This is a genomic window from Haloferax mediterranei ATCC 33500 (assembly GCF_000306765.2).
GTDB lineage: Archaea > Halobacteriota > Halobacteria > Halobacteriales > Haloferacaceae > Haloferax > Haloferax mediterranei.
This window is the reverse complement of the sequence record NC_017941.2, coordinates 2,869,341-2,888,762: the sequence shown is the minus strand read 5'-3', so window position 1 is coordinate 2,888,762 and position 19,422 is coordinate 2,869,341. Positions and strand designations below refer to the sequence as shown.

Below are 19,422 nucleotides of genomic sequence, written 5' to 3'. Positions count from 1 at the left end.
CGACGTTAGTCGGTCGGTTCGGGAGACCCAGATGGAGCCTCGCGTTTACCCTGTTCTGCTTCGCGGCGGTTCTTCAGTGCGAGTGCACCGAAGAGCAGGCCACCCGCCGCGCGCATCGCCAAGTCGACAGTGACCGTCGCGGGGACGTTGCCGACGAGACCGAGCGCGCCGCCGAGGTCGAACACGGCGTTCAACAGCAGCATCGGTGCCATGAGCAAGAACGCGGAGGCGGCGAACAGTCCGCGTTCCATGCGCGTCACGCGACTGTAGAGGTAGCCGATGACAGTTGCACCGAGCGCGATGACGCCGATAAAGACGCCAGCGACGGGGATGATGACTTCCGGAAGGAAGTAGCCGATATCGGCGATGTCCGCACCCGTGACGACCGCGGCCTCCTCACCGCGTCCGCGGAGGAGGAGAATACCGGGCGTCAGTGCGAATGCAAAGGGGACGACGGCCTTGTTGAGCGACAGCGAGAACGCCTTCGTCCCCGTCCGGAACGGATTAGACCGGGCAATTCCGGATGCGGCGTAGGCCGCCACTGCCACCGGTGGTGTGATGTCTGCAATCACCCCGAAGTAGAGGATGAACAGGTGGGCTGCGATAAGCGGGATATCGGACGCCTGCGCGATGGCCGGCCCCAGAAGCGAGACGAGGATGATGTACGTCACCGTCGTCGGCATCCCCATCCCGAGGATGATAGAGGCGATTGCCGTAAAGAGCAGGAGCAGGACGATAGACCCGCCAGCGACGGCCTTGATGAGTGCCGTCAAGTTCGGTCCGAGACCCGTCGCGCTGACGACGCCGGGGATGATGCCCGCAGCGGCGACAGCGATGACGACTTCGGTCGAGGTGCGCGCACCGGAGTCCATCGACTTTCCGATGAACGTCACGTAGCGGAACGCACTTGTATCGGCCAGCGAGGGCCGAGAGAGCATCCCGGAGACGTTTTCGGTCGCCTCGTCGACTGCCTCGTCGAGTTCGAGTAACGGTGAGTCGAGACCCGGACGGACGAGCATGATGACGAGGCTGACGAAGATGGTAATGATACCGAGGTCACCAGCGGCCGCGAAGGCCGCATCGGTGATTCCGAGGGCTTCGCCGCTTCCACCCATCACCGCATCGATGACGCCGACGCCGGTTGTGAGGTAGGCTGCGACTTGCGCGACGAAGATTGTCACGATGCTCCCTAACAGCGGAACCCGATTCCGCTCGTTGTACGCCGCAACCACTGACAGGAGTGCCATGATGGCGATAAGCGTGAACCACGCCGACCGGGCGACCGTCAGTCGTTCGACGAGCAGGTAGTACAGCAACAGCACCAGTGGGATGAGGTAGAACCATCCGCGAGTGAGGTGCGACCGCAGGTTGACGACCTCGGAGCGGTCGAGACCACCGATGTTGGCCCGCGTCGCTTCGAGGTGGACCATTACCCACACGCCGAAGAAGAACACGACGGCGGGGATGGACGCCGCGATGATGATATCCGAGAACGGGACGCCGATGAACTCAATCATCAGGAACGCCGCCGCGCCCATGACCGGCGGGAGAATCTGCCCACCGGAGGACGCCGACGCCTCGACGGCACCTGCGAACTCGGAGCGGTATCCCGACCGCTTCATCAGTGGAATCGTGAACGCGCCGGTCGTCACGGTGTTCGCAATCGAGGAGCCAGAGATAGTCCCCATGAACCCGGACGCGAGGATGGACGCCTTCGCCGGGCCACCCTTTCGGGTCCCTGTCGCGGCGTAGGCGAGGTCGATGAACCACTGGCCGGCACCGGACATCTCCAAGAACGCGCCGAAGAGGATGAAGATGTAGATGAACTGCACCGAGACGGTGACCGGAATTCCGAACACACCGTTTTCGGTGTTGTACCAGAGGTTCTGGACGATGTTCGCCCACGTCCCTTCCGGAATCGAGAGGACGCCGATGAGGGGCATGTCCGGCGAGATGAGGAAGCCCCAGCGTGCGTAGACGATGAACGACGCAACGATGAGGGCCAGATAGAACCCGAGCGACCGGCGGGTCGCTTCGAGCACCAAGAGGACGCCGACCGCGCCGAGGAAGAACGGGTAGGACACGTCGGCCAGTGGAATACCGACCGCGCTGATTGCTTCGGCAACGATACCGAGCGGGCCGAAGTACTCCGCGACGGTCCGGCCCGCTTCGAGACCGAACACGCGGAGTTGCTGTATCTCCTTCCACTCCATCACCATGTAGGCCGCCGTCGCTGCGGCGATGATGATAAAGAACACGTCCAGCGGCGTTACGCGCTCGCGTTCGGGGTCGACCGCGAGCCACCGAACGAACCGGCGAAGACCCGAGGCGACACGCGTCACTGGGTGGCCCTCACCCAGACGCGATGCGAGCGTGGGGACGATGCGGCCGAGACGGGTGGCAAACGTCCCATGTCCGGTGGTTGGCGGAAAGAGAATGAACGCCAAGATGAGCGCGAAGGCGACGTGGACCGCGTTTACTTGCAGGAGTTGCAGCGCCCCCAGCGACACCTCACCGACGAACGGAAGCGTCGCGGAGAAGTCGAAGCCGCGCGCCGCCAGCCACGACTGGAACACGGAAAAGGAGATGGCGATGAGGGACGTGATGATGGCTGCCCACCCGGACAGCGTCCGCTTTCGGTCGATGCCTTCCAACATCTCCTGTGCCTCTTCTTCGGATATCTCTTCGTCTGTACCTGCGTCCTCGCGGTCTCCTGGCGACGCACCACCGTCTGTTCGAATCGGTGCCGCGGTGTCGTCGTGTCCTCCCTCGCGGGCGGACCGTGGGACAGCAGTCTGGTCGTCGGGGTCGTCACTTTGACCCTCGTCGTGTGTTCTGTTCATCGTTGGTCAGTGGAGGGCGGCGTCGAGCATGGATTGCTGTGTGACGTGGAGGCGGACTGACTGCGCGTCAGAGAGCGCTACGAGGTCGTAGGTGTTCTCTCCCACGTGGAGTTTGTGACCGGCGATGCGGCCGGGCTTGACGTAGAACTCCTCGTAGCTCCCTTCGGGGTCGAAGACGAACGACCCGTTTTCTGTCGTCACGTTCGCTCTCGCGGGGAGCCCAGCGCCGTACGATTTAAATTCCATCCTCGTCATGACGAGCTTCCCGTCCTGTACCGCGTAGGCGTCGAGCACGCGCGTCTTCTCGACGCTGTGGGTGTACTCGAGTGCGACTGTCGTGTTTTCTTGGACCGGAATCTGCTTCAGGTGCTCGCCGGTCTCAGCGTCTTCGACGACGAGGGCCTGTCCGGCCGGAACGGCAGCGCTTCCACCCACTGCAAGGGCGAGTATCGCGACTGCGACGAGGATGCGTGTGTGAATCGAATCGAGCATCGAAAGGATGGTTGTAGGTTGCTGTTCGGAGAGAGGGCTTCGGAGTTAGCCGAAGTAGGCCTTTGCGCCGGGGTGTAGCTCGATGGACATGCCGTCCTGAGCGCTTTCCTTCGAGATGAAGTCCGTCTTGATGGTGAGCTGGTCGACGTTTGCGAAGATGGCCTCGGTGACTGCTTCGACCGTCGCCTCGGACTGTTCGGCGTTGGTCGCAATCATCGCCTGCACGGAGACGGTCGGGGCGGGGTTCTCTAGCCCGTAGGTGCCCGACGGAACCTCGTCGTCGGCGTAGAACGGTGCGGCGTCCTTGACGGACTGTCGTGCGTCACCCTCAATGGGTACGATGCGCACGTCTTCGGTCGCAGCGAGTTCTTCGATGGCACCGACCGGCCAACCGCCGACGACGAACGCGGCGTCGATGTCGCCGTTCTTCAGCTGGTCGGAGGCCTGCGAGAAGCCGGTGTTTTGCTGCTCGTAGTCGCTGATTCCGAGTGCTTCGAGAATCTGGACGGCGTTGACCTGCGTCCCGGAACCGAGGTCGCCGGTGTTGATGGTCTTACCTTCGAGGTCGGCGGGCTTCTCGACGCCCGTGTCTGCGAGCGTGACGATGTGGATGGTCTCCGGGTACAGGGTTGCGACGCCGCGGAGGTTCTCGACGGGGCTTCCCTGGAACGCCTCGATGCCCTCGCCGTTACGGGCGAAGTACGCAACGTCGTTCTGAATCAGTGCGAAGTCGGCGTCGCCGCGGGCGAGACTGCCGACGTTCTCGACGGAGGCACCGGTCGACTGGACCTGAATCGTGAAGTCCGTCTGTCCCTCGATAACGGACTTGAACTCGTTCGAGAGGGGGAAGTACGTCCCACCGGTCCCGCCAGCGTGCCACGAGAGGCGGGTCTCACCGTTGCCACCGTCAGTCGTGGTGGTCGTTCCCTCGCCTTCTCCCGCTTCCGTCGTCGTCTCTTCGCCTTCACCGTCCCCACCGGTACAACCAGCGAGGCCAGCGAGACCAACGGCACCTGTTGCAGCGATAAACTGTCGACGGTCGAGATTTCGAGTCATGCACTATCATTTCTATTAATGCATATATATGGTTGTTCATGTCAACATCCATCATGTGTAGATTTTCACATTATGAGTGGTAAATTATTATAAAATATCTCGTTCAACACTCTGTGAATGGACAACATCTATCTATAACATAAAATAATTTTAATATTTCAATATAATATCATTTACTAATCCAATGTCTCAAAGTATGGCAATACTACTCGCCGATCTGAGATACGAAAACGACGCTCGACCCGAAATGGAGGGGTTCGATTCGTTTGGGAGTTATCCTATCGAACGCTGTGTAACCAACTCTCACAATAGAATACGGGGGTGCAGTTCGGGACGTTCAACTCGAACGAAATCACGCCGGTGTCTGGTGCTTTTCGACCCGAAAAGAAGGGGTTGAACTTCGACACGCAGACGACAGCAACTGGAGACACAGTACGTCGCGACTCACAACGGTGTGGTCTGTCGTGTTCCCGAAAATACCGACCATCGTGGTGTTCGCCTGATAACGACTGTTGCAGTCTCTTATCGGTGTCACCGGCACCGGGACGGCGGTCACCGGTAAATAGTTACAGCAGTCCGTATCAGTCGACGATTATCTCGGAGTCGGACGACTCTTTCGACGCCTTCGGCGACATCTTCTCTTTGTACCGGGTTATCCAGTCAGCGAAGCACGTCGGACAGAGTCGCTGGTCGTCGACCGTCGAGTCGTCGACTTGCAGGCGGACCGCTCGGGCGAGTGCGTCTTCGACCGCCCGACCGCACCCGTCACACGAGTCACTCATCGGTGGGTCCCTCCAGTGGCACGAGTATCGTTCATCGTTCGCAGGTGCGCAGGTGGCAACTTAGTCGTTACCCGGAAGTCGGTTTTAGTCGTTACCCGGAAATCGGTTTTAGTCGTTACCCGGAAATCGATTCGCGCCGAGTCGAGCTGAATCGGTCGAATCGAATAGCGCTGATTCGAGTCGAAGCAGGCTTACGTCGTGCGGAACGCGCGGTCACCGGCGTCGCCGAGACCGGGGACGATGTAGCCGTCGTCGTCGAGATAGTCGTCGATAGAGACAGTCAGCAGGTCGACTTCGGGGAACTCGTCGTCGACGCGGAGGAGTCCGTCAGGAGCCGAGACGGCCGAGAGGACGAACAGCTTTTCGGGGTCGACACCCGCGTTTTCGAGGATGTGGTCGAGCACGGCGCACATCGTCGACCCGGTGGCGAGCATCGGGTCGGCCACGATGACGGTGTCCTTTTCGGTGATTTCGGGAAGCTTCACGTAGTCGATGGTGATGGGGAAGCCGCCCTCGTCGTCCATTCCGGCTTCCTCGTCGCGTCCGGCGGAGATGACGCCCTGCTTCGCGCGGGGGAACGCCTTGAGCAACCCTTCGACGAATGGGGTCGCGGCGCGGAGGACGTTGATAATGACCACGTCGTCGAGTCCTTTGACGTGTTCACCGGTCGTCTCGGCGAGCGGCGTCTGGATGCTGACGTACTCGGTTTCCATCGCACCGTCGATAATCTCGTAGCCACAGATGCGGCCGAGTTTGACGAGGCCTTTACGGAAGGCAACCTGCGTCGTCTCCACGTCCCGGAGGCGCGAGAGCGTGTCCTTCGCCAGCGCGTGCGTGATAAGATACGCGTCGTCTCGGTCTTCGATGGGCATCTTACCGAATAGGCGGACTCCCGAAGGACATAAATGCGGCTATCGGCCGCCAGCGGTCGCCTGCGGGTAGTTCACGAATAGAATGGTCATTACTGCCCTCTGCCGTGCCGCCTCACTTCGTTACGAGGTACGTGAGAGCCGTCAGCACCAGTGCCGCCGACACGACGTTGACGACTGAGAACGCTGCAAGGTCGGCGTAGGAGAGTCCGTAGACGACGACCGTGGCGAAGATGGTCGAGAGAACGAGGTTCATGACGAACAGGACTCGCGGGTCGCCTTCGCTCCACTCTATTTTGCCTGCATCCTCGCTCATCGGTCGACCTCCGGTTCCGCGAGTGCAACTTCCGCTCCGGCTTCAGTCGGGTACTGGCCATCTGTTACCGGCGCGCCCGGTTCGAGCAGGTGCTCGTCAAGCGTCTCCACGAGCGCCGTCTCGTCGATGTCGTGGCCGATGAACACGAGTTCGGTCCGTTTGTCTCCGTACTCCTCGTGCCAGTCGAGTTCGGGATGATTGCGGCGGTAGGTGTCCTGTTCGAACTCCGGGAGCGTCGCAATCCACGGGCCGCCGGCGGTGATGTACGCCGATGGACCGGCCTGGCTGTAGGTGTAGTGTACGTCTTCGGCCCCGCCAACCCACAGCGAGCCTTTGGCGCGGACGACCGATTCGGGCAGCGAACCGAGAACGTCGGCCGCGCCGTCGGGGTCGAGCGGTGCCCGTCGTCGGTAGACGAACGAGGTGACGCCGTAGGTCGTCTCGGCGTGGGAGGTGTCATTGTGGGTGTGGGCGTGGTCTTCCGTGTTGTGGCCGTTCGCTGTTTCGCCAAGTACAGCCCGCCACCCGACGGGCGCATCCGGGTCGTGGAGGTCCGAGAGCAGTCGGCCCACATCGACCTCGCCGTACGTCGTCTCCACCACGTCGACGCCGGGACGGAGTACTTCGACCACTTCGCCGACCTCCGCGATTTCCGCGTCGGTGACGAGGTCGCGCTTGTTGAGGACGACGAGGTCGGCGCTTTCGACCTGTTCGACGAGAAGGGCAGAGAGCGGTCGAGTTGTCCCGTCGCTCTCTTCGGCGACGGTCCGTTCCGGGTCGCCGCCGACGAAGGTGTCCGCAAAGAGGCGCGCATCGACGACGGTCACGAGACCGGCTACGTCGTACCGGGCGGCCGCCCGCGAGGTGACGAACAACCGAGCGACCGGCCCGGGTTCTGAGACGCCGGATGCCTCGACGACGAGGTGGTCGAACGTCCGCTCTCGCGCAAGCCTGACGACGGCGGTTTCGAGGTCGTCCTGTAACTCACAGCAGATACACCCGTTCGACAGTTCCGTCACGCCCCCGCCGACCGCGAGGTCGGACTCCTCCGCGACCAACTCGGCATCGACGTTTACGGACCCCATGTCGTTGACGAGTACGGCGATGTCTCGGTCGCCGGCGCTCGTCAACAGGTGATTCAGAAGCGTCGTCTTCCCCGCGCCGAGGCTCCCACCGAGTACTGTCACCGGGATTTCCTCTCGCGGATTCATGGACGGCCCTTCCTCGGCCTGGTATATGAACACGTGGAAACCGACGTGATTGTTCGTGAACGACACGCTTTTGTCCGGGAATCGAAGAGTATGTGAACTAATGACACTTGCCGCGCGCATCGAATCGTTCCGCAAACTCGCAGCCGAGTGGCTTCGCGGTCTCTACCACGGAATGATTTCCCATCCTGCCTACGAGAAAATCGAAACGCAGGCCGAAGACCACGAAGACGCGTTCATGCTCGCGTGCTTCCCGGACGCCTTCGGGATTCCGTCGCCCGTCTCCTACTACACCGCTGAACTCCTCCCGTTCCTCGAAGACGAGTTCGAGGCGTGGGAGCGGCGGATGTGGGACCGTGGGTCGCTTCTCGAACGCAAAGGCCACCAGTACCACTTCTAACATGCGCACGCACTCTAACATGCGAATGCACGCCTCTTCCCATGCGTAAATTCGTCTTCTTCGGCGGTAAAGGCGGCGTCGGAAAAACCACGATTTCCAGTGCCTATGCCGTCAAGTGCGCCCGCGCTGGAATCCGAACCCTTCTCGTCTCGACGGACCCGGCACACAGCACCCGCGACGTGTTCGACCAGACGTTTACGGACGACCCGTCGCCCGTCGACGGCGAGAAGAATCTCGACGCGATGGAAATCGACCCCGAGACGGAGGTCCGCGAACACCTCATGGAGACGAAGCGGGCGATGGGCGACCAGGTGAGTCCCGCGATGGTCAACGAAATCGACCGCCAACTGGAGATGGCCCACCAGACGCCCGGTGCCCACGAATCGGCGCTTTTCGACCGCTTTATCGACGTGATGCGCTCGTCGGACGACTACGACCGCGTCGTCTTCGACACCTCACCAACTGGTGGGACGCTCCGACTGCTCTCACTCCCGGTGCACCTCGACGGGTGGATTCAGCGACTCCTGCACAAGCGAAAACAGTCGGTCAAACTGTTCGAGCGCGCGGCAATCGGGAACAACGAACCCCGACGAATGATGGACGGCGACCCGATTATCGCCCGACTCGAACAGCGCCGCGACGACTTCACCTTCGCCAAGGAGACGCTGCAAGCGGATGCCGCTTTCTTTCTCGTCGTGAATCCCGACGAACTCTCGATTCGGGAGACGAAGCGCGCGGTCGAACAACTCGACTCTTACGGACTCGATGTTCGGGGACTCGCCGTCAACCGTCTCACACCCGAACCCGACCCCGACGAGGAAGGGCGAGGGGCGACGTTCCTGCGCAACCGAGTCGAGACCGAGCGGGAACGACTCCGCGAACTTCGCGAAGACCTTTCGCCACCGCTCGTCGCCGCCATCGAGACGCGCGTTGCCGAGGTAAAAGGCGACTTCCTCGGCGAGGTTGCCGACGAACTCGATGTCGAAATCGAGCTGAAAATAACCTAAACTGACACGTCTCCGATTTTCGAGTTCCTTTTTTGAATCCGTAACGACCGGGTTTTCCTGTCTGAATACGTTACATTCACATCTATCGTTAACATTAAGGTGGCCATTTGCGTGTCTGGCATAGGGTAACAGTACCATGGTACAAGTCATCTGGCTGGTCGTCACGGTACTTGCGCTGTTCACCGCCGGGTATTTCGGATACTCGCGGTATCTCGCGCAGTTCGTCGAACTCGACGATAGTCGCGAGACACCAGCACACAAGTACGAAGACGGACAGGAGTACGTCCCGGCGAAAAAGCCGGTCTTACTGGGGCATCACTATTCGAGCATCGCGGGCGGCGCACCCATCGTCGGGCCGATTACGGCGGGTGTCGTGTGGGGTTGGGTCCCCGCACTGGCGTGGATTGCGATTGGAAACCCGCTTCTCGGGAGCGTCCACGACTTCGTGTCGCTTTCGGGCAGTCTGCGACACGATGGAAAGTCCGTCGGGTACATCATCGGCGAGTACGTCGGCGAGCGCGGCAAGAACATGCTGCTTTGGTTCGCGTTCCTCACTATCGTCCTCGTCGTCGCGGTGTTCGCCCTCGTGGTGGCTATCGTATTCAACGCATATCCGGAGGCGGCCACGGCGAGTCTGGTCTACATCGTCCTCGCGGTGCTGTTCGGCATGTACCTCTATCAGCTGAATCTGCCGTTCCTGCCGGGGACCGCCGCCTTCGTCACGGCGATGTTTATCGGCGTGTTCGCCGGTATTCAGTTCCCGATTGCGCTGTTCGAACCTGCGGCCCGCGCCCCGGCCGAAACGTTCGTCCTGTTTTCGGGGTCCGGTTCGTGGCTCCCCGGTGCGAGTTCGTTCAACGGGAACACCGCAGCGTGGGTGCCGGTCATCCTCATCTACGGCGCGATTGCGAGCGCGCTTCCCGTGTGGGTGCTCCTGCAACCCCGTGACTACCTTTCGTCGTTCCTCCTCTACGCCGGGGTTGGTGGCTCGCTCGTGGCTATCATCGTCGGGACGTTCGTTACCAACCCGACGCAACCGCTCGTGACGAACCTCGACCCGTTCTACGGCTTTATCGGTCGCTCCGGCGCGCCGCTGTTCCCGCTTTTGTTCATCACCATCGCCTGCGGGACCATCAGCGGATTCCACTCGCTCGTCTCGTCGGGAACGACCTCGAAGCAACTGAACAAGGAATCTGACGCGCGGGTTATCGGCTACGGTGGTATGCTCGGCGAGGGACTTCTCGCCACCGTCGCACTCGCGGCGGTCGCTATCGTCGCTCCTGACGTCGGCGGCGGTATCGGCCTCGCGCTGCCGACCTTCGCGGCTGGCGGCGGCGTCATCCTCTCTAGCTTCGGTATCCCGACGTCCTTCGGCGGGCCGTTCATGGCGCTCGTGCTCGTGAGCTTCCTGCTCACCTCGACCGACACGGCGGTTCGTCTCGGTCGCTATATGATGGAAGAAATCGTCGGGACGCCCGAGACGCCGGTCGAGGACTTCGCGACGAACCGCTACGGCAACGCGCTCGTGCAGTCGCTTCCGGCGTACATCCTCATCACGAGTGGGTCGTGGTTGACGCTCTGGCAACTGTTCGGCGGTGCGAACCAACTGCTCGCCGCGCTGGCGCTCCTGACGGCGACTGTCTGGCTGGCCAACTGGGACGACTCGAAGCAGCTCATCAGCACCGGCGTGCCGATGGCGCTCATGACGATAATCACGACGCTCGGGCTGTTGTGGCTCGCGTTCCACGACAACCTCTATGCGAAGTTCATGAATCCCGAATGGATGGAACAGGCCGGAACGTTCGCCATGGTTTCGGCGGTCGTCCAAATCATCCTCGCGCTCGTGTTGATTTACTTGGCCCTGTCGCTGGTCAAACTTGGCTACGAGAACATCAAAGACGCGCGAGGTTCGGGCGGCGGCGGTCGCGGCGGCCGTCCACAACCGAGTGACGACTGAGTGACGACCAGTTGACGCCGTTTCTTTTATCCGCGAAATCGTTCGACGAGCCGTTGCAGCAGCCCGCCGGATGCAACCGGTGATACGTCAGTCCAGAGGGTGAACGCGGCGACCGAATCGGCGTTCTGACTCGCAATCGCGTCCTCGTCGTCGGGTGCGACGACCGCGACGTTCACTTCGTAGTGGCCATAGTAGCCGAACTTGATGAGCGTCCGATCCGAGAAGCCGGAAACGAACTCGCGGACAGTCTCGGGCACCTCGTCGGCGACGAGAACGAACGTGAAGTCCGTGCCGAAGTGTTCCTCGTCAGGTTCGATCCACTCGTCGGCGAGCGTATGGCCTAACTCGACGATTCGTTCGAGTTCGGGAACCGTCGCCGTGTCGACCCGCCGAGCGAACATGTATTCCTTGGCGTGGTGGTTGGCGTAGTTAATCGACTGGTGGATGAACTGTTTTTGACTCTCCATCCGCATCGACCCAAAGAGGTCGAACCGCTCTCCGTAGACCGTGTAGTCCCGTTCGAGGTCGTAGTTGAACATGAGTCGCCCGGCGACGCGGTCGAAATACTCGTCGTCCCACTCCGGTCGGTCGACGACTGGTTCGGCTGGCTCGCCGGAGGTTGGCTGTTCAGCGACTGAACCGTCGGATTCCGACTTGTCGGCGTCGGTGTCAACGACTCCATGTCCCATGACACTTGGCACCACGCATTCCCCTATAAGCCCGTCGCGACTTCCCGAAAACTAAGTTTTATTCGTGAAGGTTACGAATCGCGCCGCATGGCCGACCCGAATCGCGAATCGTGCGGTCGGTGTTCGATGACGACCGTCGTCGATGCGACAGGAGGTACGAGCGAGGGCCGCGACCCATTCGAGGGTGAGCGAATCGAACTTGACGAATCGTCGTTGCGAGTAGCCTCGCCCGCGGCGTGGTTCGAGGGGCTTTCGGCGCGACTCGATGCCCTCGCTGAGCGCGTGATATACGGCGAGCGGTAAGGCACGAAAGTTAGTTACCTCGCAGAGTTTATACTGTCCGGCACCTAGTTCCGCCAACGACATGGAAGAGAGCATCTCCGGGTTCAAATGCCGCGGTACCTGGGACGAGGTCGTCGAACACGGGGAACGAATCACTCGTGCGCTCCGCGACGCTAGCGTCGACGGTGTCGCTTTCGATGATTGGGACGAATGGCGACCGAAGTCGCACGAGCGACTCGGCGAGGACGTAAGCGAGAAGACAGCAAAACAAGCGAGTGTTGACGAGGGCGAGGGTGAGAAGGCGGGAAAAACGCCTAACGAGGACCTCAAGACTGCCGGTGAGAAGTTATCTCGCTCCTACGAAAAAGTCGAAGAAGGAGACGACGAGGGAGCAGTCGAGTCGTGGCAAGACTCCATCAACTACGTCGCCCGCGCGGCCGACTCCGCCGGCCGGAAGGCGCTTCGGAAGGTCGAGGACACGGTCTATCAGAATGTGATGACACAGTTGGCTCCGTACTACTTCGACAACGAACTTATCAGTGCGAACATCCAGAAAGTCGGCCGCGGAACGGGTAACGAGGAGTTCGTCTTCGAGGTAAACGTCAACGACGACGACTTGAAAGAACAGGTCTCCGACACGCTTCGGGACTTCGAAGACGAGATTGACCGGTGGCACATCGACACGCAGAAAGAGACCGAAGTCGCGGAGGCTGCCGAAGGCGTCGAGGTCCCCGCCACCGACGACGAACAGCGGTCGAAATCCACGACGAACTGAGCGGCGAGTACCTCGGAGAACCGCGGACCGATTTCGTCCTTACGGCGCGGTCTGGTTTTTGGCGCGCACACATGTCTGACATCGATAATACTGATACGGCTCGCCTGTGATGTAGGGGTATGCCCGAGCCGCTCCGAATCGAGTCCGGTGAACTGACCGCAGACGAAATTCTCGACGCGCTTCGCGAGGGTCGTCGTATCATCGTCCGCGCGGAGATGCTCGGCGGTATCCACGAAGTGACACTCCGGCACGACGGGACGACCTTCTACTGTGACACGCCGACGACGCTCCACAAACACGAAGACGAGGAGGGAATGCGGACGTGCGTGATGAAGATGGGTTACGCGAAAGACGCATAGCGGTGTTTTCGGAGTCGATTTAGTGAGTCTCGTGAGAGTCGCCCCTTCGGTAGTGAGCCACCCGGCAGTTTGCGACCGTCGGCGAATCGGCTGAAAGGCGATTTGCCGGGAGTACCGCGAGTGGCATGTCGGAGACTCTCCCAATTGGTGAATCTCCGGCAGGTGAGGGTTTAATTCGACGCACGGCAAACAGTCGTGTATGGCTGACGCACCGGATATGGACGACTTAATGAACACGGATGAGCCGAATTTCGGGCACGTCCTCGCCTGTGTCTTCGGAATCCAGAGTCACGAAAGTCGGACGTATCTCGCACTCCTCGACAATCCCGGCAGCACCGTCGCGGAACTCGCGGAGGTCCTCGACCGCGACCGAAGCAACGTCAACCGCTCTTTGATGACGCTTCTCGACAAGGGACTCGCCGAGCGGAAACGCCGCCTTCTCGACCCCGGTGGATACGTCTACCAGTACACGGCAACCCCGCTTCCGGAGGCGAAGGAGATGTTACACGCCGCACTCGACGAGTGGGCCGACGACGTCCACGCCCGTATCGACGCGTTCGGCGAGTAAGCGTTGCTCAGGAGGCGTCGTCCGAAGCGAATCGTCGTCCCCGTTCGACCGGCAGGTGCCGCCCGAACCCACCCGTTTTTGTCCTTCTGGTGCTACCGCCCGAGCAATGAGCCTCGAACTCACGGCACCTGCCCCCGAGGAGCCATCCGTCGCCGACGACGGCACCTGGCTCGAATGTATCGAGTGCGGCGCGCAGTTCGCGCCGTTCGAGGACATTCGGTACACGTGTGACGACTGCGACGGTCTTCTCGAAGTCCGCTATGCGTCTCCGCCGACGTGGGACGACTTCGACGGCCGCGGCGTCTGGCGATACAACGCCGCGCTTCCCTTCGATGAGGGCGTCTCGCTACCCGAGGGCGCGACCCCGCTACACACCGTTCCGCGCCTCGAATCCGACATCGGCGTCGAGACGCTGCGCATCAAACACGAGGGGATGAACCCGACCGGGTCGTTCAAAGACCGCGGGATGACCGTCGGCGTCCGCGTCGCGAAGGAACTCGGCGTCGACCGACTCGCCTGCGCGTCGACTGGAAACACCTCGGCCGCGCTCGCGGCCTATGGTGCTCGCGGCGGCATGGAAACGCTCGTCCTCCTTCCCGCTGGGAAGGTCGCTGCCGGGAAGATTGCGCAAGCCTCCCTGCACGACGCGCGCATCCTCGAAGTCGACGGCAACTTCGACTCCTGTCTCGACATCGTCCAGGACCTCGCCGCCCGCGGCGAGGCGTACCTGCTCAATTCGCTGAATCCCTTCCGCCTCGAAGGCCAGAAGACCATCGGCCTCGAAATTCTCGAAGAGTTCCACGAGGACTATGGCACGTATCCGGACCGCATCGTCCTCCCCGTCGGCAACGCGGGCAACACCTCGGCGCTCTACAAGGCGTTCCGAGAACTCGTTCAATCCGGCGAACTCGACCCCGAAGAGGTACCGAAACTCACCGGCGTGCAGGCCGAGGGTGCCGCACCGATGGTCGAAGCCATCGAAAACGGCTGGGACGAGACCAAGCGCTGGGACGAAGTCGAGACGAAGGCAACCGCTATCCGCATCGGCAACCCCGTCAACGCGCCGAAGGCGCTTCCCGGCATCCGCGAGACCGACGGAACCGCAGTCGCCGTCTCCGACGAGGAGATTACCGAGGCGCAACGCGACCTCGCCGCAGAGGGCGTCGGCGTCGAACCCGCCTCCGCCGCGTCGGTCGCCGGGCTTCGAAAACTCCGCGAATCGGGCGTCGTCGCCGAGGACGAACAGGTCGTCTGTCTCACGACCGGCCACCTGCTGAAGGACCCCGACGCCGCGTTCGAAGCGGGCGACGACCCCGAACCCGTCCCCAACGACACCGAAGCGGTACTCGAACACCTCGCCGAATAAGGGCCAGAGACCGACCATATCGCCGCTAACCCACGACTGACGGCGATAGCTGACGCGCGTCAGTTGTTCGTCTGACACACCCTTTTGATTCTGTGGCATGTAATCGCACACGATGTCCCTCAGCAGCATGCCGACCGGGACCGTCAGCCGAGACGGTTCTGGGTCGCGAACATACCCCCCGAACGAGTCCGGACACAGTTCGCCCCCAAAGACTGCGTCTCCTCGTCAGCGCACCCGGTCCAATCCGGGACCGGACCAAGCCGCGCTCCAACGCGAGAACGAGGCGCTCCGCCGGGCAAACGCACAGCTCAAAGCCCGACTCGCCGCCGCCGGCGAGGACCGACAGGAAATCATCGACCGATACGAACAGCTCTTGGCCGAGAGTCGTCGCCGGAGTCGCAATCGGGGCGGTCAGTCGCCGAACGGCCAGCGGTCGAACAACCGGCGCTCGAAGCGCCAGCGACGGTCGAACCACCGGTCGTCGTCAAAAAACGGAGGTCAGTCGATAGCCACTGTTCGGGCCGCCGTCGGCCGCGCGGTGTCGAGCGTGGCGTCGTCGCTCGGACTCCGCTGAACGCTGGCCCAGTTCAGAGCGTGATGGCGTCCACGTCGATGATTCGGTCGTCGCTGAGGAGTTTTTCTTGGACCTCCTCGGGCACCTCGTCGTCGAGGTTGTAGACGGTCAGCGCCTCGCCGCCTGCCTTGGCACGACGGGCGTTGAACATCCCGGCAATGTTGACATCATTTTCACCGAGGACGGTCCCGATGAAGCCGATGACACCCGGTTTGTCGTAGTTGCGGGCGACGAGCATCTGGCCGTGGGGGATGGCGTCGAGACGGTAGCCGTTGATGCGGACGATGCGCGGGTCGTCACCGGCGAAGAGCGTCCCGGAGATGGTCATCTCTTCGTCGCCGTTGCGGACCGTCACCGTCACGAGGCTCTGGAAGTCCTCCGACTGGCGGGATTTCGACTCGATGACTTCGATACCGCGTTCTTTCGCAATCTGCGGCGCGTTGACGGCGTTGACCTGCCATTCGAGCGGCGTGAAGACGCCCTTCAGCGCCGAGGCCGTGACGAGTTCGATGTCTTCGGCGGCGATATCTCCGTTGTAGGTCACTTCGATTTCGCCGAGGCGACCGTCGAGGAGTTGGCCGGCAATCTTGCCGGCGGTTTCGGCGAGGCCGATGTAGGGGCGGATACGCGGGAAGGCGCTCTCGTCGACCGAGGGCGCGTTGAGCGCGTTCATGACGGGTTCCTCGCGGAACGCGGCGACGACCTGGTCGGCCGTCGAGACGGCGACGTTCTCCTGTGCCGCCGAGGTGGATGCACCGAGGTGTGGCGTGACGACCACGTCGTCGACCGAGAGAAGCGGATTGTCGGGCGAGACGGGTTCGTCGGCGAACACGTCGACTGCGGCACCGTCGATGACACCGGCTTCGACGGCCTCTGCGAGGGCTGTCTCGTCGACGACGCCACCGCGAGCACAGTTGACGAGGTAACCGCTGCCCATCGTCTCCAGTTCGTCCGTGGAGATGAGTCCCTCCGTCTCGGGCGTCAGCGGCGTGTGAACCGTCAGGAAGTCGGCACGGGCGAGACACTGGTCGAACTCGACGAGTTCCGCACCGAGTTGTTCTGCGCGCTCCTCGCCGATGTAGGGGTCGTACGCGACGATGTCCATCCCGAGCGAGGAGAACTTCTTTGCGACCTCTTGGCCGACGCGGCCGAGACCGACGACGCCGAGGGTCTTGCCGTTGACCTCGTTGCCGAGGTAGTCGGACTTGGCCCACTCGCCGTCTCTCAGGCGGGCGTGTGCCTGTGGAATCGAGCGCGCGGAAGCGAATCCCATGGCGACCGTGTGCTCGGCGGCGGCGCGGACGTTCCCTTCGGGCGCGTTGGCGACGATGACACCGTGCTCGGTTGCGGCCTCGATGTCGATGTTGTCGACACCGATACCGGCGCGACCGACGATGATGAGGTCAGATGCCGCTTCGAACACGTCTTCGGTGACCTGTGTTCCGGAACGGACGATGAGTCCGTTTGCGTCAGAGACGGCTTCGAGCAGCGCGTCACCTTCAACGTCGTATGCGGTCTCTACCTCGTAACCGGCTTCGTGTAACCGGTCCAGACCCGCGTCGGCAATCGGGTCCGTGACGAGTACCTTCATGCGCATAGGCACAGACTCACGGGGGTTAAGAGTTGCCACAACGGCCGATTTCGTGACATTGTGGGTGTCTAGCACGGTTCCAGTTTAATCGTTGTCGTCTCACTAGTATTATGAACGATTCCGTAGTAGGGTAAACAAATGACCTTACGTCCCGAGCACTCACCGGCGACTGAGTTGGCTGTCGGGCCGTCGCTTCCTGATACTGGGTCCGTCCTCATCGCGGGGCCGACGATGACGAAAAAACGGCGACTCATGCTCTCGATGCTCGCCGAGAAGGAGCACGAGAACGCCGGTACGGTCGTCGTGACGACGAAGAAACCCGCACCCACCATCGCGCAGGAACTCGAACACCTCACGGGCGTGTCACCCGAGCAGTTCGAAGTTATCGACACGACCAGTGTCGCGGACTTGCTCGACCAGCGGACCACCGCCGACAACCTCCGGTATGTCTCCAGTCCCGGCGACCTGACCGGCATCGGAATTCACCTGACTGAGGCTCTGCGGGAGCATTATGAGGCGAGCCAGTCGGCCCAAGTCGGGCTTCACGTTCTTTCGACGCTCGTGATGTACGCCGACATGAAACGACTGTTTCAGTTCCTTCATGTCATCACCGGCCGCATCGCAGCGACTGGCTTTTCGGGCGTATTCACACTCGACACCGGGTTCGTCGACGAACGCGAGCTAGCGCTCTTGAAACAACCGTTCGACGGAATCGTGGAGACCCGCGAGACGGACGGTGACCCGGAGTATCGAGTTCGCGGACTTGATGATGGCCCGCAGTCGTGGACGCCGCTTCGGCTGTGAGTCGATTCGTTTGATTTCGTCGTTATCGCGCCGCTATCCTTACAGAAGGTGCTTCAACGCGAGGTCAACGAGCGGCGAGCTCGTCCGGTCGAACGTCGCAAAGACGCCGGACCACTCGTCGTCTGGGTAGATGGCGATAACTGCCTCATCGAACCACCGAACGACGGCGTTTAACTCGCCGTAATCTTCGAATACGGGGTCGGTTACGGGTTCGCCGAGCGCCTTCATCACGAGGTTCTTCACTCGGTTCGCGCGCGCGTCGGCGTCGAAGCGGGATTCGAGGTCCGAACGCAGGTAGAGTAGTTCGTACTCCTCGCCGTCGTACTGGCCGACCGCTCGCACGTCTGCGTCGTCGGTCTCGCGAAGTCCGCGGACGAACTGCCGAAGCGGGTCGTCTCCGTCGTCGCCGAAGTCGTCGGTTAGGTCGGCTTCTACCTCGGAGAGCGTCTCGTGTTCGGCGTCGTGAGGTTCATCCATAGTGGGTGTCAGGGAGACGACCGGTAAATAGGTACGCGGTGTTTCGAACCGCCGATAACTGCCGACGCGGAAGCTTTGAAACCCCGCGGGAACGACGGGCACGTATGCGAATCATCGCCTTCGACTTCGACGGCACGCTTTCGGACTCAGAAATGACCGTCCTCCTCGGCAAGCAAAACGGGACCGCCGACGAGATGGCCGATATCACCGAGCGAGCGATGAACGACGAGATTAGCTACGCGGAGAGCCTCCGCTCGCGCGCTCGACTCCTCGACGGACTCGAAGAAGAACTCGCCGAGGAAGCCTACGGGCAGGTCGAACTCCGCCCCGGCGCGGCCGAACTCATCCAGCGTCTCCGCGACTACGGCCACCACGTCGCCATCTTTACCGGTGGCTTCCGCCGCGGCGTCGAGCGCGCACTCGAAAAGGAGGGCGTCGAGGTCGACGACATCGTCTCGAACAGCCTGCCCGTGAAGGGCGGCCGACTCACCGGTGACGTAGAGGGGTCGCTCATCGAGGGGACGAAAGACACCGCCCTGGAGAACTACGCCGCCGAACACGACGTACCGATGGACCGAACCGTGGCGGTCGGTGACGGTGCGAACGACCTTCCGATGCTCGAAGTCGCCGGTCTCTCGGTCGGGTTCGTTCCGAAAGATGCGGTCCGCCCTGCCTGTGACGTCGTCGTCTCCTCGATGAACCGCCTCGGGAAGGTCTTCGAGGGTCACAACATCCTCGACGCCGACGAGGAATAGCACAGTTGTAGGGTGCTAACATTTATCATGAGACGTATCGTATCGGGTTCTATGTCAATTAGTGACGTTGACACACCCGAGCTATGGGTGGCGGGATTCGTCTTTGTCGCCCTCGCACTCGCCGCCCAGTTCGAGGGTGTCGTCCTCGTTAATTTCGGAACGATGGGTGTCGACCAGTCGATTCCCGCTGCCGTGGCAGTGGTGGGGACGATGCTGGGGCTGTGGTGGTTAGACAACGAGTAAAGAAAAGAC

The 19,422-nt window shown here is 61.7% G+C and carries 22 protein-coding genes; 12 read left to right on the top strand and 10 right to left on the bottom strand.

From position 1 onward, the window contains the following. Nucleotides 1–5: 5 nt before the first annotated feature. From HFX_RS14600 to HFX_RS14570, 7 genes are all read right to left on the bottom strand, one after another. A complete protein-coding gene (locus HFX_RS14600; protein ID WP_004058963.1) occupies nt 6–2,843 on the bottom strand; it encodes a TRAP transporter permease in 2,838 nt (945 codons plus the stop codon). 6 nt (nt 2,844–2,849) lie between these two features. Beyond that, the gene (locus tag HFX_RS14595; protein ID WP_004058965.1) at nt 2,850–3,335 is read right to left on the bottom strand and encodes a DUF1850 domain-containing protein; all 486 of its coding nucleotides are present in this window, start codon (nt 3,333–3,335) and stop codon (nt 2,850–2,852) included. A 45-nt stretch (nt 3,336–3,380) separates the two neighbouring features. After that, nucleotides 3,381–4,391 carry a TAXI family TRAP transporter solute-binding subunit gene (locus HFX_RS14590; protein ID WP_004058967.1) on the bottom strand — a complete coding sequence of 337 codons (1,011 nt, stop codon included), beginning with the start codon at nt 4,389–4,391 and terminating at the stop codon, nt 3,381–3,383. Nucleotides 4,392–4,972: 581 nt separating this feature from the next. Next, on the bottom strand, nt 4,973–5,173 hold the full coding sequence (locus HFX_RS14585) for a DUF7569 family protein (protein ID WP_004058969.1): 201 nt from the start codon (nt 5,171–5,173) through the stop codon (nt 4,973–4,975). Nucleotides 5,174–5,364: 191 nt separating this feature from the next. Next, nucleotides 5,365–6,045: a uracil phosphoribosyltransferase gene (gene upp / locus HFX_RS14580; RefSeq protein WP_004058971.1), complete on the bottom strand. Its 681-nt coding sequence runs from the start codon at nt 6,043–6,045 to the stop codon at nt 5,365–5,367. 112 nt (nt 6,046–6,157) lie between these two features. Further along, a complete protein-coding gene (locus tag HFX_RS14575; protein WP_004058973.1) occupies nt 6,158–6,358 on the bottom strand; it encodes a hypothetical protein in 201 nt (66 codons plus the stop codon). Beyond that, the gene (locus tag HFX_RS14570) at nt 6,355–7,569 is read right to left on the bottom strand and encodes a CobW family GTP-binding protein (protein WP_014732588.1); all 1,215 of its coding nucleotides are present in this window, start codon (nt 7,567–7,569) and stop codon (nt 6,355–6,357) included. The genes HFX_RS14575 and HFX_RS14570 overlap by 4 nt, the downstream gene beginning before the upstream one ends. Before the next feature lie 100 nt (nt 7,570–7,669). On the opposite strand from HFX_RS14570, the gene HFX_RS14565 reads away from it, so the two are divergent. The 3 genes from HFX_RS14565 (at nt 7,670) to HFX_RS14555 (ending at nt 10,930) form a co-directional block, all read left to right on the top strand. Then, nucleotides 7,670–7,966 carry a hypothetical protein gene (locus HFX_RS14565; RefSeq protein WP_004058977.1) on the top strand — a complete coding sequence of 99 codons (297 nt, stop codon included), beginning with the start codon at nt 7,670–7,672 and terminating at the stop codon, nt 7,964–7,966. 41 nt (nt 7,967–8,007) lie between these two features. Further along, nucleotides 8,008–8,973 carry an ArsA family ATPase gene (locus tag HFX_RS14560; RefSeq protein ID WP_004058979.1) on the top strand — a complete coding sequence of 322 codons (966 nt, stop codon included), beginning with the start codon at nt 8,008–8,010 and terminating at the stop codon, nt 8,971–8,973. 136 nt (nt 8,974–9,109) lie between these two features. Then, nucleotides 9,110–10,930, top strand: coding sequence for a carbon starvation CstA family protein (locus HFX_RS14555; protein ID WP_004058981.1), 1,821 nt, complete (start codon nt 9,110–9,112; stop codon nt 10,928–10,930). 26 nt (nt 10,931–10,956) lie between these two features. On the opposite strand, the gene HFX_RS14550 is transcribed toward HFX_RS14555, so the two are convergent. After that, complete coding sequence (locus tag HFX_RS14550) at nt 10,957–11,619, bottom strand: hypothetical protein (RefSeq protein ID WP_004058983.1); 663 nt, start codon at nt 11,617–11,619, stop codon at nt 10,957–10,959. Between the two features lie 87 nt (nt 11,620–11,706). Here HFX_RS14550 and HFX_RS14545 point away from each other — a divergent pair, with 87 nt between their 5' ends. The 6 genes from HFX_RS14545 (at nt 11,707) to HFX_RS14520 (ending at nt 15,543) form a co-directional block, all read left to right on the top strand. Then, complete coding sequence (locus HFX_RS14545; protein WP_004058985.1) at nt 11,707–11,922, top strand: hypothetical protein; 216 nt, start codon at nt 11,707–11,709, stop codon at nt 11,920–11,922. Between the two features lie 61 nt (nt 11,923–11,983). Continuing rightward, entirely contained in the window at nt 11,984–12,676 is a 693-nt protein-coding gene (locus HFX_RS14540; RefSeq protein ID WP_004058987.1) for a DUF5828 family protein, read from the top strand. Nucleotides 12,677–12,795: 119 nt separating this feature from the next. Then, the gene (locus HFX_RS14535; RefSeq protein WP_004058988.1) at nt 12,796–13,035 is read left to right on the top strand and encodes a hypothetical protein; all 240 of its coding nucleotides are present in this window, start codon (nt 12,796–12,798) and stop codon (nt 13,033–13,035) included. Nucleotides 13,036–13,234: 199 nt separating this feature from the next. Beyond that, complete coding sequence (locus HFX_RS14530) at nt 13,235–13,603, top strand: helix-turn-helix domain-containing protein (RefSeq protein WP_004058991.1); 369 nt, start codon at nt 13,235–13,237, stop codon at nt 13,601–13,603. A gap of 106 nt (nt 13,604–13,709) precedes the next feature. Next, entirely contained in the window at nt 13,710–14,969 is a 1,260-nt protein-coding gene (gene thrC, locus HFX_RS14525; protein ID WP_004058993.1) for a threonine synthase, read from the top strand. 112 nt (nt 14,970–15,081) lie between these two features. Further along, the gene (locus HFX_RS14520) at nt 15,082–15,543 is read left to right on the top strand and encodes a hypothetical protein (RefSeq protein WP_137685653.1); all 462 of its coding nucleotides are present in this window, start codon (nt 15,082–15,084) and stop codon (nt 15,541–15,543) included. A gap of 13 nt (nt 15,544–15,556) precedes the next feature. Here the strand turns inward: HFX_RS14520 and serA are convergent, their stop codons facing one another. Then, a complete protein-coding gene (serA, locus tag HFX_RS14515; RefSeq protein WP_004058997.1) occupies nt 15,557–17,134 on the bottom strand; it encodes a phosphoglycerate dehydrogenase in 1,578 nt (525 codons plus the stop codon). A gap of 138 nt (nt 17,135–17,272) precedes the next feature. Between serA and HFX_RS14510 the strand changes: the two genes are divergently transcribed. Beyond that, nucleotides 17,273–17,938 carry a DUF7504 family protein gene (locus HFX_RS14510; RefSeq protein ID WP_004058999.1) on the top strand — a complete coding sequence of 222 codons (666 nt, stop codon included), beginning with the start codon at nt 17,273–17,275 and terminating at the stop codon, nt 17,936–17,938. A gap of 39 nt (nt 17,939–17,977) precedes the next feature. Here HFX_RS14510 and HFX_RS14505 read toward each other — a convergent pair whose 3' ends face one another. Beyond that, a complete protein-coding gene (locus tag HFX_RS14505; RefSeq protein WP_004059001.1) occupies nt 17,978–18,415 on the bottom strand; it encodes a hypothetical protein in 438 nt (145 codons plus the stop codon). Nucleotides 18,416–18,519: 104 nt separating this feature from the next. Here HFX_RS14505 and serB point away from each other — a divergent pair, with 104 nt between their 5' ends. Continuing rightward, entirely contained in the window at nt 18,520–19,170 is a 651-nt protein-coding gene (gene serB, locus HFX_RS14500; protein ID WP_004059003.1) for a phosphoserine phosphatase SerB, read from the top strand. 51 nt (nt 19,171–19,221) lie between these two features. Then, nucleotides 19,222–19,413: a hypothetical protein gene (locus HFX_RS14495; RefSeq protein WP_004059005.1), complete on the top strand. Its 192-nt coding sequence runs from the start codon at nt 19,222–19,224 to the stop codon at nt 19,411–19,413. Nucleotides 19,414–19,422: the final 9 nt, after the last annotated feature.